General features: G+C 35.9%; 14 protein-coding genes and 1 tRNA gene. 8 read left to right on the top strand and 7 right to left on the bottom strand.

What is annotated here, in order from left to right; genetic code table 11:
• Positions 1-4 precede the first annotated feature (4 nt).
• The 5 genes from tuf to ACJZL1_RS00955 form a co-directional block, all read right to left on the bottom strand.
• A complete protein-coding gene (gene tuf / locus ACJZL1_RS00975) occupies positions 5-1,177 on the bottom strand; it encodes an elongation factor Tu (RefSeq protein ID WP_419247305.1) in 1,173 nt (390 codons plus the stop codon).
• Positions 1,178-1,188: 11 nt separating this feature from the next.
• Positions 1,189-3,261, bottom strand: coding sequence for an elongation factor G (fusA, locus tag ACJZL1_RS00970; RefSeq protein WP_419247304.1), 2,073 nt, complete (start codon positions 3,259-3,261; stop codon positions 1,189-1,191).
• 21 nt (positions 3,262-3,282) lie between these two features.
• Positions 3,283-3,762: a 30S ribosomal protein S7 gene (gene rpsG / locus ACJZL1_RS00965; protein ID WP_007549313.1), complete on the bottom strand. Its 480-nt coding sequence runs from the start codon at positions 3,760-3,762 to the stop codon at positions 3,283-3,285.
• A gap of 5 nt (positions 3,763-3,767) precedes the next feature.
• Positions 3,768-4,142 carry a 30S ribosomal protein S12 gene (rpsL, locus tag ACJZL1_RS00960; RefSeq protein ID WP_006279787.1) on the bottom strand — a complete coding sequence of 125 codons (375 nt, stop codon included), beginning with the start codon at positions 4,140-4,142 and terminating at the stop codon, positions 3,768-3,770.
• A gap of 926 nt (positions 4,143-5,068) precedes the next feature.
• Positions 5,069-5,206, bottom strand: coding sequence for a hypothetical protein (locus tag ACJZL1_RS00955; RefSeq protein ID WP_419247303.1), 138 nt, complete (start codon positions 5,204-5,206; stop codon positions 5,069-5,071).
• Between the two features lie 355 nt (positions 5,207-5,561).
• On the opposite strand from ACJZL1_RS00955, the gene radC reads away from it, so the two are divergent.
• Both radC and ACJZL1_RS00945 read left to right on the top strand, forming a co-directional pair.
• Positions 5,562-6,236, top strand: coding sequence for a RadC family protein (radC, locus tag ACJZL1_RS00950; RefSeq protein WP_265025457.1), 675 nt, complete (start codon positions 5,562-5,564; stop codon positions 6,234-6,236).
• A 106-nt stretch (positions 6,237-6,342) separates the two neighbouring features.
• Complete coding sequence (locus tag ACJZL1_RS00945; RefSeq protein WP_341812857.1) at positions 6,343-6,501, top strand: hypothetical protein; 159 nt, start codon at positions 6,343-6,345, stop codon at positions 6,499-6,501.
• On the opposite strand, the gene ACJZL1_RS00940 is transcribed toward ACJZL1_RS00945, so the two are convergent.
• Positions 6,490-6,566 (bottom strand) — tRNA-Arg (locus tag ACJZL1_RS00940). The genes ACJZL1_RS00945 and ACJZL1_RS00940 overlap by 12 nt on opposite strands.
• Before the next feature lie 147 nt (positions 6,567-6,713).
• Between ACJZL1_RS00940 and ACJZL1_RS00935 the strand changes: the two genes are divergently transcribed.
• The 6 genes from ACJZL1_RS00935 (at position 6,714) to ACJZL1_RS00910 (ending at position 11,305) form a co-directional block, all read left to right on the top strand.
• Positions 6,714-7,487 carry an ABC transporter ATP-binding protein gene (locus ACJZL1_RS00935; RefSeq protein ID WP_419247302.1) on the top strand — a complete coding sequence of 258 codons (774 nt, stop codon included), beginning with the start codon at positions 6,714-6,716 and terminating at the stop codon, positions 7,485-7,487.
• 282 nt (positions 7,488-7,769) lie between these two features.
• Positions 7,770-7,937, top strand: a complete 168-nt coding sequence (tatA, locus tag ACJZL1_RS00930; protein ID WP_265025453.1) for a twin-arginine translocase TatA — start codon at positions 7,770-7,772, stop codon at positions 7,935-7,937.
• A gap of 166 nt (positions 7,938-8,103) precedes the next feature.
• Positions 8,104-8,760, top strand: a complete 657-nt coding sequence (locus ACJZL1_RS00925; protein ID WP_264705549.1) for an exopolysaccharide biosynthesis protein — start codon at positions 8,104-8,106, stop codon at positions 8,758-8,760.
• A 96-nt stretch (positions 8,761-8,856) separates the two neighbouring features.
• A complete protein-coding gene (locus ACJZL1_RS00920) occupies positions 8,857-9,513 on the top strand; it encodes an exopolysaccharide biosynthesis protein (RefSeq protein ID WP_265034348.1) in 657 nt (218 codons plus the stop codon).
• Positions 9,506-10,879, top strand: a complete 1,374-nt coding sequence (gene cysS, locus ACJZL1_RS00915) for a cysteine--tRNA ligase (RefSeq protein ID WP_265025451.1) — start codon at positions 9,506-9,508, stop codon at positions 10,877-10,879. The genes ACJZL1_RS00920 and cysS overlap by 8 nt, the downstream gene beginning before the upstream one ends.
• A 6-nt stretch (positions 10,880-10,885) precedes the next feature.
• Positions 10,886-11,305: a DedA family protein gene (locus tag ACJZL1_RS00910; RefSeq protein ID WP_320109918.1), complete on the top strand. Its 420-nt coding sequence runs from the start codon at positions 10,886-10,888 to the stop codon at positions 11,303-11,305.
• 85 nt (positions 11,306-11,390) lie between these two features.
• On the opposite strand, the gene ACJZL1_RS00905 is transcribed toward ACJZL1_RS00910, so the two are convergent.
• Positions 11,391-14,489, bottom strand: a complete 3,099-nt coding sequence (locus tag ACJZL1_RS00905) for an ankyrin repeat domain-containing protein (RefSeq protein WP_419247301.1) — start codon at positions 14,487-14,489, stop codon at positions 11,391-11,393.
• Positions 14,490-14,571 lie beyond the last annotated feature (82 nt).

The raw sequence follows: 14,571 nt of genomic DNA, 5'->3' as shown, positions 1-14,571 counted from the left end.
ACTCTCACTCCAAAATTTCAGAAACAACACCAGAACCAACAGTTCTACCGCCTTCTCTTATCGCAAAACGCAATCCCTTATCCATTGCTATCGGTACTTGCAATTCTACTTCTACACTCACATTATCTCCTGGCATTACCATCTCCTTCCCATCTAGCAATTTTATGCTCCCAGTTACATCCGTTGTCCTTAAATAAAACTGTGGCTGGTAATTCGCAAAAAATGGTGTATGCCTTCCTCCTTCCTCTTTCTTTAATATATAAACCTCCGCCTTAAACTTTCTATGCGGCGTTATCGTCCCCGGTTTTGCTAATACTTGCCCTCTCTCCACTTCTTCTCTTTTTGTTCCTCTTAACAATATTCCTACATTGAGTCCTGCACTTCCCTTATCCAGCAACTTCTTAAACATTTCTACACCTGTGCATATCGTCTTTTGCGTCTCCTTCAGACCTATTATCTCTATCTCTTCTCCCGTCTTTATCTCTCCCTTCTCTATTCTTCCTGTTACCACCGTCCCTCGCCCCGATATCGAAAATACATCTTCGATTGGCAATAAAAATGGTAAATCCACAGGCCTTGGTGGAACCGCCACATATTCATCTAACTTTTCCATCAATTTGTCTATTGATTTCTTTCCATATTCGCCGCTGTCATCCTCCAGCGCCTTGAGTGCTGACCCAACTACCACAGGCACTTCATCCCCTGGAAATCCGTATTTACTCAGCAATTCCCTCACTTCCATTTCTACTAAATCTATCATATCAGCATCAGCAATATCAGCTTTATTTATATACACCACGATATATCCAACACCCACCTGCTTCGCCAGCAATATATGCTCTCTCGTTTGTGGCATTGGCCCATCAACTCCCGACACTACCAATATCGCTGCATCCATCTGTGCTGCACCTACTATCATATTCTTTACATAGTCAGCATGTCCAGGACAATCAACGTGTGCATAATGCCTTTTTTCCGTCTGATACTCAACATGCGCTGTTGCTATCGTTATCCCCCTCTTCCTTTCTTCTGGCGCTTTATCTATCTGATCGTACGCTACAAAATTTCCATAATGCTTTGTTATCGCCGCTGTTAACGTTGTCTTCCCATGATCCACATGTCCTATTGTTCCCACATTTACATGCGGCTTTCCAAATGCTTCCACTACTGCTGTCATAATTATTACCCTTAATTATACTTTAACTTTAACTCATCAACCACATATTGTGGTACTTGTTCATAATAAGAAAAATGCATACTATACTGAGCTCTTCCCTGAGATATAGAACGCAAAACATTTATATAACCAAACATATTCGCAAGAGGTACGAAAGCAAGAATTATAGTGCTACTATTATGCGTTTCCATACTTGAAACTTGCCCCCTTCTGCTATTTACATCGCCCATGATATCACCCATATACTCTTCAGGCGTAATGATTTCAACTTTCATTATAGGTTCTAACATTTTTGGACCAGCTTTATTTGCCATCTCTTTAAAAGCACCTTTAGCAGCAAGTTCAAAAGCTAAAGGACTAGAATCAACCTCATGAAAAGCACCATCAAGAAGGGTAGCCTTAAAATCAATCAACGGAAATCCCGAAATTATACCACCTTCTTTTATCAACTCTAAGCCATTTTCTACCCCAGGAATATACTCTTTTGGAATAGCACCACCTACAATTTTACTTTCAAATTGAAACCCAGAACCAGGCTCAAGAGGTTCAAATTTTATTTTAACCTTAGCAAACTGACCAGCCCCACCAGATTGTTTTTTATGAGTGTAATCAATTTCAACAGATTTAGTGATAGTTTCACGATATGCAACCTGAGGAGCACCGACGTTAGCCTCAACGTTAAACTCGCGCTTCATTCTATCAACAATAATCTCAAGATGGAGCTCACCCATGCCTTTCAATATAGTCTGACCGCTTTCCGCATTTACTGACATTCTTAAAGAAGGATCTTCTGCAACCAATCTATTTAAAGCAACACCTAATTTTTCCTGATCTGAAGTAGTTTTAGGTTCCACAGCAATTTCAATAACAGGCTCAGGAAATTCCATACGCTCTAATAATATAGGAAAATCAGGTGAACATAAAGTGTCGCCAGTAATTGTTCTCTTTAATCCAACTAGGGCAACTATATCGCCAACTTTAGCTTCGTTTATATCTTCTCTGTTATTTGCATGCATAAGCAGCATTCTGCCAATTCCTTCAGTCTCATTTTTTCCCGCATTTAACACAGCAGATTTAGATTTTAACTTACCGGAATAAATACGAATAAACGTCAAGCTGCCTACAAACTTATCCGTCATCACTTTAAACGCAAGAGCAACGAATTTCTCTTTTTCTGAAGGTTTGATCTCAATTTTCTTTTCTAAATCTTTAGGATCAGTTCCAACAATTACATCAACATCAATAGGAGAAGGTAAAAAGTCAACCACACCATCTAAAAGTGGTTGTACGCCTTTATTTTTAAAAGCTGATCCACATAATACAGGAACAAATTTTCCTTTAATGGTCCCATTTCTCACGCATTTTTTCAGTAAATCCACTGGCAGATCATTAGACTCAAAGTAAGTGTTCATCGCTTCATCATCCATCTCAGCTGCAGCATCTAATAAAAGATTTCGATATTCTTGAGCCTTGTCAAGCAAATCAGAAGGAATATCTTCATAAGAAAATTTAGCGCCCAACGTTTCTTCTTGCCATATAATGGCTTTCATAGAAATAAGGTCAATTATACCTTTGAAATCTTTCTCACTTCCTATTGGCAACTGAATGACTAAAGGTGCTGCACCAAGCTTCGTCTTTATCATATCAACACATCGATAAAAATTTGCCCCTATTCTATCCATCTTATTAACAAAGCAGATACGAGGAACGCTATATTTATCAGCTTGACGCCAAACTGTCTCAGATTGAGGTTCAACTCCAGCAACTCCATCAAATACAGCAACTGCACCATCCAAAACCCTTAAAGATCTCTCAACTTCAATAGTGAAATCAACATGACCAGGAGTGTCTATTATATTAACCCTATAATCATTCCAAAAACATGTTGTTGCAGCAGATGTGATTGTAATACCACGCTCTTTTTCCTGCTCCATCCAATCCATAGAAGCTGCACCATCGTGCACTTCACCAATTCTATTTTGCTTACCAGTATAAAATAAAATACGCTCTGTTGTGGTAGTCTTACCAGCATCTATGTGAGCCATTATCCCTATATTTCTGTATTTAGATATCCCAATTTCCATATCACAATTAATTAGCTAACATTAAAAACGAAGATGAGAAAATGCCTTATTAGCCTCAGCCATTTTATATTTTTCTTCGCACATCTTAAACGCACCACCGCGTTTATTATAAGCATCCAGTATTTCAGATTGCAAACAATCAACAGTGGTTTTTCCACTCTTTTTTCGAGCAGCAGAAGTTGCTTTAGCAATCCACCTTAACGCTAAAGAAACCGCTCTATCTTGTCGAACTTCAACAGGCACTTGATAAGTTGCACCACCAATGCGTCGAGAACGCACTTCTATAGAAGGAGTAACATTTCCTACCGCTGTTTCAAAAATTGATAACCCACCTTCGCCTATTTTCTTTTCAGCTAAAGACAAAGCGTCATAGATAATCTTTTCTGCAGTAGATTTTTTACCACATTTCATGATTGTATTAATGAAACGCATCAGCAAAACACTGCCGTAACGCGAATCAGGACTTATTTCTCTTTTTTTTGCTTTATTCCGACGAGCCATAAACTTTAACCAGATTTCTTTACACCATATTTTGAACGAGCTTTCTTTCGATTTTGCACACCACGCAGATCAAGGGCACCTCTTATTATGTGATAACGCACACCTGGCAAATCTTTAACCCGCCCACCACGTATCAAAACAACAGAGTGCTCTTGTAAATTATGACCTTCACCAGGTATATAAGCTGTCACTTCACCATACCCACTAATTTTTACTCTGGCTACTTTACGGAGTGCTGAGTTAGGCTTCCTAGGAGTTGTAGTATACACCTTAGTGCAAACACCCCTCCTTTGAGGGTTGCTTTCTCCCAAAGCTGGTACCTTTTTCTTATGGGTCAATCCTAATCTACCCTTACGTATTAATTGATTTATCGTAGGCATATGTTATAAACTCAAGCTCATTAAAATAACTAAGTTTTTAGTTATAAAATAATAAACCTCAATAGTCAATATAAAAATAAAAATTACTACTCTAATAATTAAGCTCAACTGCTTTGAAAGCCATCAGTAGACTTCTTGCATCACCTCCCAAGCCGCAATTGTCATTCAGTAGAAACGAAAAACTTGCTTGACACCCTCCGCCAGCCCCCTTATCATGAAAATGAAGCTATTTATTTATCTTCTCTGTACAGATTAAATGACAAAAAAACTCAACGTATTTGGCGTCTCATGTTTAATTTTTTGCACTATGTGCACCTTATGTCTTTATCAAATTTCTAGGTTTTTACCTACACAAGCTGAAATACGCTTATAAAGCATTTAAAACATCAAAAAACGCCAACTTAAAAAATGGATAGTGAATAACTAGCTACCCTAGGGTTTCTTTTGCCTTTTTTTCTGTTTAGTAAATTTCTTAACGTTTATAATTTAGATTAGTTGCGGTTTAAAAGCAGCTGAATCGCGGTTATTAAGCGTTTAGAATAAAAAAACGCCATACTTGAAAGTATAATGTAAGTAATTAGCCAACCACGGGGCTTCTTTTGCCTTTTTTTTCATTTGGTAAATTTCTTAATATTTATAGCTAAACGACAACCGTCATCCCAGTACCTTCTCTTGTCATCCCAGTGCCCAGACACTGGGATGGCTTTGTTGCATCGCTAGCTATGATGGATTAAAGATAAAAAAGATGGAGAATATCAGTAGCTTATTATTCTGGTATTTATAACAAGAACGGTCAGTGAATACCTAAATTTGAGTAAAAGAAATTTCACTACCACTCACTAATCCGGCTAAAATTCAAGAATTTCAATGCTTTAGCTATTTTCAATAGAATTAAGTTTATTAATATAAATAATAAATTACTATTCTTAAATTTGATCAGATTGATTGCAAAAAAACAAGATTTTCAATAGGTTGCTTATAATCCTAGCTATAGTTAGCCTTTCATAAGTAGCGATGCAACAAAGCCCACTGGGATCCAGGAATTTTATTAAGTTGGTAAGCATAAAAGTAGCCGTTTTATGCTAAAGTACAACGTTTTGATGATTATGAAAAAGCTGGATTCCAGTGTCAAGCACTGGAATGACACCCTCTTGGATGGAAATCAGCGTCAGCTACTGGGATGACATGGTAGCCTGACAACCGTCATCCCGCTGCTTGTCAGCGGGATCTATGCCGAGATACCGCGGCGGTATGACGGTTCGCGGCGGTATGACGTAGAGCTCGCGTTAGCTACTTTCATGACACCATTTGCTGTCTTCAAAAATGAATGTTCTTACAATTGTGCGTCACGCGCTTTATTAAATATTTTACTTAAAAATCTAATTTCTTATTATACAAGAGATAGGCAATTCATTAATGATGAAAAATTACAAAAAGGGGCATAGAAAGCGCTTAAGAGAGAAAATTATTTTAGATAATGGACAATCATTACTTGATTATGAAGTTTTAGAGCACATTTTATATTCAGCATACAGTAGAATTGATGTAAAACCGATAGCAAAGAGTTTGATAGAAAATTTTGGCAGTTTGAATAAAGTTTTTAATGCTGACCTGGAAGCACTGCAAAACGTTGATGGTGTCAGCAATGCAGCGATATCTGCCATCTTTTGTGTAAAACAAGCCTTTGTTCGTTCTGCAAGAGAAGAAATAAAAGACCTGCCTATAATCGATAACTGGGAAAAATTGCTTGATTATTTAAGAATAAGTATAGGAAGCCTCAACAAGGAAAATTTTCGCGTCATCTATATGAATAAAAAGTATCGTCTAATAGCGGAAGACCTGCAAAACATTGGTACAGTAGATCAAACTCCTCTTTATGTCAGAGAGATCATCAAGCGCGCACTTTTGATTGGTTCAACGTCCATTGTAATATCTCACAATCATCCAAGCGGAGATACACAACCTTCAAATAGCGATATATCTCTCACTAGACAACTAGCAGAAGCTTGCCAAAGTATAGGAATAGAATTAATAGATCACATTATTATTACATTCAGTAGCTATTTTAGTTTCAAGGAAAATAGGTTATTGTGAAAGCTTTTATAGCTACAGTAACTTAGGTTTACCGACAATCGTCATCCCGCTACTTGTTAGCGGCTAAGAGATACCGCGGCGGTATAGTAACTCGTCATTCCGCTACGTGTTAGCGGCTGAGATACCGCGGCGGTATGACGTGTTGCTTGGGCCAGCTATACATATTAACTTAAAGGGAATTTATATCTCAAAACCGCAAAAAAAGGTGTGTGTATTTGTGAAAAAAAATCTCCATGAAATTTGTGAAGCAATGTGGTGGGACTAGTGCGATTCGAACGCACGACCTTCGGATTAGGAGTCCAACGCTCTATCCTGCTGAGCTATAGTCCCGTGTTTCCTACCATTCATGTAAAGTTATAGCAAAAAATCCTTTCTTTTCTAGATTTCTTGCATAACCAATTTATGACGACAAAAAACATTTCTGTACTTCTTGAGTATAATGCTATTATATTTAATAACATGGTTTAAGTAAGATTAATGCTAGTTAACAACATTGGTTATTTCTATAACAATCAAAACGACTTTGCTTTAAACAATATAAACATTAAAGTAAAGAAAGGAAATGTTGCATGTTTATTGGGGCATTCTGGCTGTGGCAAGTCAACAATTTTGAAATTAATTGCGGGGATAGAAAATCCAAAATCTGGAACTATTTTTATAAATGATAGGTTAGTTGCAAGCAATAAGGCATCAGTCACTATAGAGCATAGAAATATCGGATTGATTTTTCAGCATTCTGCATTATTTCCTCATAAAACAGTAGTAGAAAATATAACCTTTGCTATCCGCAGCTCTTCCAAGAGAGAAAAGCACCTAATTGCATTGGAAATTTTGAAGTTACTCAATATAGAAAAATACGAAAATATGTACCCTAACGCCTTATCTGGAGGACAGCAACAATTAGTTGCAATAGCAAGAGTGATGGCACAAAACCCTGATGTTGTGTTGTTAGATGAACCATTTTCTAATTTAGATATACTGCTCAAGTGCCGAATAAGACAACATATATTGTCCCTTTTTAGAAGTAAAAATATCCCTGTGCTAATGGTAACTCATGACCCGCAAGAAGCATTGAAAGTTGCAGATTTTATCTACGTAATGAAAAATGGTAAAATTATTCAATCAGGAGTTTCTAGCGATATATACCATAGGCCTAAAGATGATACGCTAGCAAAGTTTTTTAGTGAGCTCTCTTCTACTCTACAGTTAAGCGAAAAGTTTCCACTTATTCGCTGCAAGAAAATAATCTAGTCTGGAATTGTTATAAGATATAGCTCACACAGATAAAGTTTACTCTTTTGTCATCCTATGGCTTGACCATAGAAAAAAATCTAGATTCCAGCGTCACGCGCTAACTTAAATTGTTCAATACAACCATAAAATTTGTTTCGGTAAACCTAATTTGGGTTAGCTATAGAATTAAATATTAAAAAACCTTGATTTATAATTAAATAAAGGTGATATAATCTATGTGTTACTTGACTCCAGTCAAGTTTTAATATTTAAAGGTCAATATTTTAAATGGAGGTGAAAATGAGTTTAGGACCATGGCAATTGTTTCTAGTCTTAATAATAATTTTAGTTCTGTTTGGTGCAGGCAAATTACCGCAAGTTATGGGTGATTTAGGAAAAGGCATCAAAAACCTTAAACAGGAGCTCAAGGACTCAGAAAAATTATCGCCTAACGAACCAGATCGTTAGCGTCCTCATACTTCGTGACATGCACCTTAGTGCATGTCATCTGTTTAAAAACTTAGTCAGGTTAAAGAATGAAAGAGATGAAGTGTTGGTATGAAATAAATAACAAATATTGAAATACAGCAACAACTATGTTAGCTTAGGAGGAATATTTTATTAAAGGATAATTGTGCAAAAAAGTGAGAAACTAACTAAAGATAAAAAACTAGCTTCTGATATTCTAAAAGAGGTTGCAGATACCAATAACAATGATAGCGATAAAGTAACTTTGTTTGACATTAAAACAGCTTTGCATGAGCGCGGTTTTGGTATTTTAATAATCATCTTCTCCTTGCCGCTATCGGTGCCTATACCGGTTCCACCTGGTTATACAACTATTCTTTCTATACCTTTAATCTTATTCTCACTGCAGCTTCTATTTGGGTTTGACTCTCCTTGGATGCCCAGTTGGCTAGAAAGAAGGTCTTTTCAGCGTTCAACACTAGCTCTTGTGGTAGAGAAAACTTCCCCTGTATTAGAAAAAATAGAAAAATTCATGAAGCCAAGACTGTCTTTCATTTTCTATGGGCCTGGTGAGAAGATTCTGGCTTTTATGATGTTGCTTTGTGCAATAATAATAGCTCTTCCATTACCTTTTACTCACTTCCTTCCTGCAATTGGCACAACTCTTATTTCACTTAGCATTATGAGTAAAGACGGGTTTCTATCCATATTGGGAGTTTTAGTATCATTGTGCGCGTTGTTGCTTACTCTTGTTGTAATAGTCAAAGGACCACAACTTATAACCGGAGCACTTTCTCTTCTTAAAAGCTTTACAACACTTTAACAAAAGAACGAATTACTAGCGCAAAATGAATAATGCATATTGAAATATGGCAATAATTATGTTAGTTAGAAAGAATAGTTTTATTAAAGAGTAACTGTGCAAAAAAGTAAGAAACTGACCGAAAATAAAAAATTAGCTTCTGATATTCTAAAAGAGGTTGCAGATACCAATAACAATGATAGCGATAAAGTAACTTTGTTTGACATTAAAACAGCTTTGCATGAGCGCGGTTTTGGTATTTTAATAATCATCTTCTCCTTGCCGCTATCGGTGCCTATACCGGTTCCACCTGGTTATACAACTATTCTTTCTATACCTTTAATCTTATTCTCACTGCAGCTTCTATTTGGATTTGATTCTCCTTGGATGCCGCATTGGTTGGAAAGAAGGTCTTTTCAGCGTTCAACACTAGCTCTTGTGGTGGAAAAAACTTCTCCAGCATTAAGAAAAATAGAAAAGTTCATGAAACCAAGAATGTCTTTTATTTTCTATGGGCCCGGTGAAAAGATTTTAGCTTTTATAATGTTGCTTTGTGCATTATCAATAGCTCTTCCATTACCTCTTACCAACTTTATTCCTGCAATTGGTACGACTCTTATTTCACTTGGCATTATGAGTAAAGATGGGTTTCTATCCATATTAGGAGTTTTAATATCATTGTGTGGGTTATTGCTTACTCTTGTTGTAGTAGTCAAAGGGCCACAACTTATCATTGGGGCATTTTCTTTTCTCAAAAGCTTCGTATATGGTTAGGCTTTACAATACCTTAACAAAAAAAAAGGAACTTTTTACACCAATCGATAAAGATCATGTGAAAATGTATGTTTGCGGACCAACAGTATATGACACAGCACATATAGGCAATGCACGGTCTGTTGTTGTGTATGATGTGTTATTTCAGCTACTTAAGTTTTGTTATGGCAAAGTTACCTATGTGCGTAACATAACCGACATTGATGATAAGATAATTAATGCAGCAAGTGAGAAAAATAGCAACATAGAAAGTATAACCACATATTACATTAAAGCTTTTCATGATGATATGGAAAGCATAAATTGTAAAGAGCCAACACACGAGCCAAAAGCAACGGAAAACGTAGATTATATTATAGAATTAATTGAACATTTGCTGCGATCTGGTCATGCTTATGAATCCAATAAACATGTATATTTTAGTGTAGAATCTTACCATGAATATGGTGCTTTATCAGGAAAAAAAACTGATGAATTGGTTCCAGGTAGCAGAGTTGAAGTTAATGAAAATAAAAAGCACCCGGGAGATTTTGTACTGTGGAAACCTGCAAGTGATATTGACTACAAACTTTCAAGTTATTGGAATAGCCCATGGGGAGAAGGAAGACCAGGATGGCATATAGAGTGTTCAGCGATGTCATATGCTTACCTTGGCAAGGATTTTGACATTCATGGTGGCGGCATAGATTTACAATTTCCTCACCATGAAAATGAAATTGCACAGAGTAAGTCTGCATTTGCTGGATCAATGTTTGCAAAATACTGGATGCATAACGGTTTTCTTACAGTAAATGAAGAAAAAATGAGCAAGTCCTTATTTAATATAGTCAAAGTAAGGGATTTGCTAGATAGTGGAATAAAGGGTGAAGTAATACGCTATGCACTGCTCAAAACTCACTACAGAAAACCACTTGATTGGACAGAAAACGTTATTTCTGATGCACAGGAAACCTTAAATAAATTTAATCGGTTATCACGTGGTTTAGATACAATAAATATTGATGAAAGTAATGCAGAGATTTCTAAAGATTTTATAGACGCTTTAAAAAACGACTTAAACATTCCTGAAGCTCTAGCTATATTACATGAAATGGCTGCAAAAATCAACAAAATGAGTAATGAAAGTGAAAAGCTTAAATTAACTGAGAGTTTTGTTAAGAGTGCCAGATTTATTGGTCTTCTTGAGTCAAGTTATCAAGAGTGGTTTGCTGTGGATGTAAATCATCAAGAAATAGAAAGGTTGATAGACTTAAGAAAAATTGCAAAAAAAAATAAAAATTACGATACTGCAGACAAAATAAGGGATCAGTTGAAACAAATAGGGGTTACAATTTCTGATAATGAAGATGGTACAACAACCTGGTAAACTCATATGGAAAACTACTTCCTGTTATTCACAGATAGTCTAGTATCATCATTAGTCTTACCCATACATCAAGGTTTTGTGTTCAATACCATGCTTTATTTCAGGTCGTATTACACTCCACTACTTATGTTATTTTTTGGAGTACTAGGATCAAGCCTTGGTGGAATAGTTAATTGGTATTTAGGTAGAATAACAATCTCTATACGAAAATCATACCACAAATTAGAAAACGGATATACAATGCCAAAAGTTACAAAAAATTTGCTAATTTTTGCGACTTTATTACTTTCGTGGGTGCCAGCACTTGGAAGTGTGATTCAAATTTTATCAGGTTATTTTAAGTTAAACCTTTATATCCTTGCCCCTTTAATCATTCTATCTAATTTCTTCTATTTGTTATATCTAATACTTACTTTTGGAGTATAACAGCTATAGTACTACAGCTATTAAAAGCCCACTTCTGTCATCCTATGGCCTGACAGAGGCTGAGCTATAAATTAAATGCAAAATTTCAATAGTCACGGGATGCACCATGAGCTAAAAGCAATTCCACAAGGTCTCTATGATCAAAATCAGTGGCATAATGTAATGCTGTTCTTCCTTCATTATTTTTAGTGTTAACGTCTGCGTTGTGTTTTAATAATACCTTAACTACATCAATCTTTCCCTTCATAGCAGCGAGGTGTAGTGGTGTGTTGCCGTCTTTATCCTTAGCGTTAACATCAGCACCTTTTTGAATGAAGTATTCTGTTGTTCCCAACATTTCATTCAAATCATCCCCCCATAATAGACGGTTATTCTTGGCAATCAAGTGCAACGGTGTCCAGCCACGTTTGTCTTTAGCATCAACATCACTACCATCTTCAACAAGACATCTTACTACCTTCAAGTTCGCGTATAAAACTGCCCAGTGTAACGACGTTAGATCATCATTATCTTTAGCATTAACGTCAGCACCTTGCTCTATAAAATATCTTACCATATCAATCTTTTCTCTGATAGCAGCCCAATGCAATGGAGTACCGCCATATCCGTCTTTGATATCAATATCAATTCCTTTACCAATTAGGTACCTCACCGCATCCAGTTTCGCAAACCTAATAGCCTCATGTAACATAGTTTTGCCATTGCTGTACCTAGCACTAACATCAATACCTTTTTCTTTTATAAGGTATTCTGCTATATAAAAATTTTCATTCTCAACAGCCCAGTATAACGCAGTCCAGCCATAACTATCTTCAATATCAACACTAGCGCCTTTATTTACAAGATATTTTACCATGTCTAACTCTCCACTCTTAGCAGCCCAGTATAATGGCGTTTGGTAAAAACAGTCCCTAGCATCAATACTAGCACCTTTATTGATCAGGTATTTTACTATGTCCAATTTCCCATTTCCAGCAGCTAAATGCAATGGAGCAATATCACACCCATCTTTAGCATTAACAATCTCACTAAGCTTATCTTGATGTTTTTTCTTTATATATGCTAATAAGTTTTTAATCGCTTTATAATCATCATTTTCAACAAGCAAATGTAAATTAGTATCTTTGTAAAAGTCATCAATCAACCTACCGTGTTTACTTGCATATCCCCAAATAGATGCAACATGAATTTTACTATCTTTCGCTAAATCACCACTATTTATCAATTCTAGAGCTCTTCTTAAAATTTCTTCTTCTTTGCCTGCCTTTTGTAGCTTTAATCTAGCTATTATCTGTACTAGTTCGTGAATATTTGCTACCCCTGCTTCCAAATTAACCATTTTATATTTATCGAGTAGCTCAACAGCACCCCATAACTTTTCTTTATCATCTGCTACTAATTTGGAAAAAATTTCTTCTATACGAATCTTGTCAGGAGCAAAATAAGCCATGATATCCCAAACGTCTGTAGATTGTTTTCCATATCTCCTGTTGCTCTCTATCTTGTTACGTGTCATATTCCATGTTGCTAAAGCTTCTCGAATATGATTAGTGTCACTTTTATAACTTCTTTCCCTTGCGAATAACTCTCTTGCTTCTTCAAAAGATTTTCTCCTTTGCTGCTGATATTCTTCTAAGTAATTATTTAATTTCTTTGATTCAGAATCCTCGTCTTCATTTTGAATATATGCAACCGCTAGTCCCAAAGCCAATGGAAAAGACTCTTCTATTAACCTTTTTTCTTTCCCACCACAGAAATCACTTTCTACATTCAAAGCTCTCTCAACAAATTGTAAAGCCTCTATTTCCTTGAATTTATCTAACCATATTTCTTCTATCTTTCCTGCTGCTTTACTTACTTTCCACTTTTCACTGCAGGAAGTGATTAAAATATAAGGCTTTCTCCAATTAGGATGCTGTGAATACAAAAAGGGTGGTAAAAACTTACTAATATCCTTATATCCTCTAGCATTATCAAAAATAAACAGGCTCATTCTTCCCGCAAAAAAAGTATATATCTCTTCAACAATATTTTTTGTCGCCTTTGTGCTTCCACGCTCATCTGTAGCAGAAATCCCTAGCCTTTTATCTTCAGCTAGATCCAAGAAAGACTCTTTTACACTTTTATAGTCCCTAGCATTTATAAATATAACATTGCCACCGTAACATTCTTTATGGTCGTGAGCATATTTTTTTACAAATTCAGTTTTACCTACCCCACTTGGACCTCTAATAACAATTATCTGTCTCGCACTTTTTTGAAGTCCACAATGTACAGCATTTAATTCATTACCTCTCCCAATGAAATTATCTATTGGGTCTATCACATTATAACAAATAGGTGTTTTTAAGACTTCCTCTCTTATTTCTTCAAGAAGAGCTTTTGCTTTCTCATATGATAGAAACTCCTCTTCTTCTTTTTCCAGCAAAATCAGCACTTCTTCCTGGTAACGGCTGTAGAAGTGACTTGCATCAGTATTGCTGAATTCCTTGCCCAATTCACTCTTAATAATTTCACTAAGTTCAGTTCCGCTTGGCAAATTGACTGCAAATACTAATTTATTTAAAAAGTCTTCTATTTCTTTATCGCTGACTTCTCTACCTACCTCACGCTTTACAAAATCCTTATTTTCCTGCAAGTATGAGATAATACTATTATCAAATTTATATCTTACACCATCACCTACATCCAGAAACTCATCTTGTGTATCTATTCTTATGACTGAAATTTCCTTTCCTTTATTCTTCCCACTCGACATCATTCTCAGCTTTCTTACTGGATGCAGTGTCAAATCCGCGGAATCAAAATCATCATTTGTAATAATGACAAAATCCTCTATTTCACCCTCAAACTCTCCACTACTTTTGATCTTTAAATAAGCAATTAGATATTTTATTAAGCTAAACGCACCACCCTTTTCCCGTGTTAATAATTTACCTATGCTGATTTTTTTGTGCCTACCTTTCTTATGCTTGACTTGTATGAATCTATGTACTATTTTCCCATCTTGTTCATACCGAAGAACAATATCATCAAAATCCTTAGCTGATTTTTTCTCTGTGAATAGGCGGAAAGAATACTCTCTATCTACTGCATGTTTAGGAAACAGCATTAGCCATCTCGCCTGATACATAATACCATGAAAGGTGCGCTTAACCGCCGAGCAGGATAATCTTACAGGCATCCTCAACCTCACATAATTTTAAAAATAGTACCAACAAATGGTAAAAAAGTTATATGTCATGATATACAGATATCGTAACAAA

The sequence above is a fragment of the Wolbachia endosymbiont of Rhagoletis indifferens genome (assembly GCF_048537595.1).
GTDB lineage: Bacteria > Pseudomonadota > Alphaproteobacteria > Rickettsiales > Anaplasmataceae > Wolbachia.
This window is presented reverse-complemented; position numbering and strand designations above follow the sequence as displayed.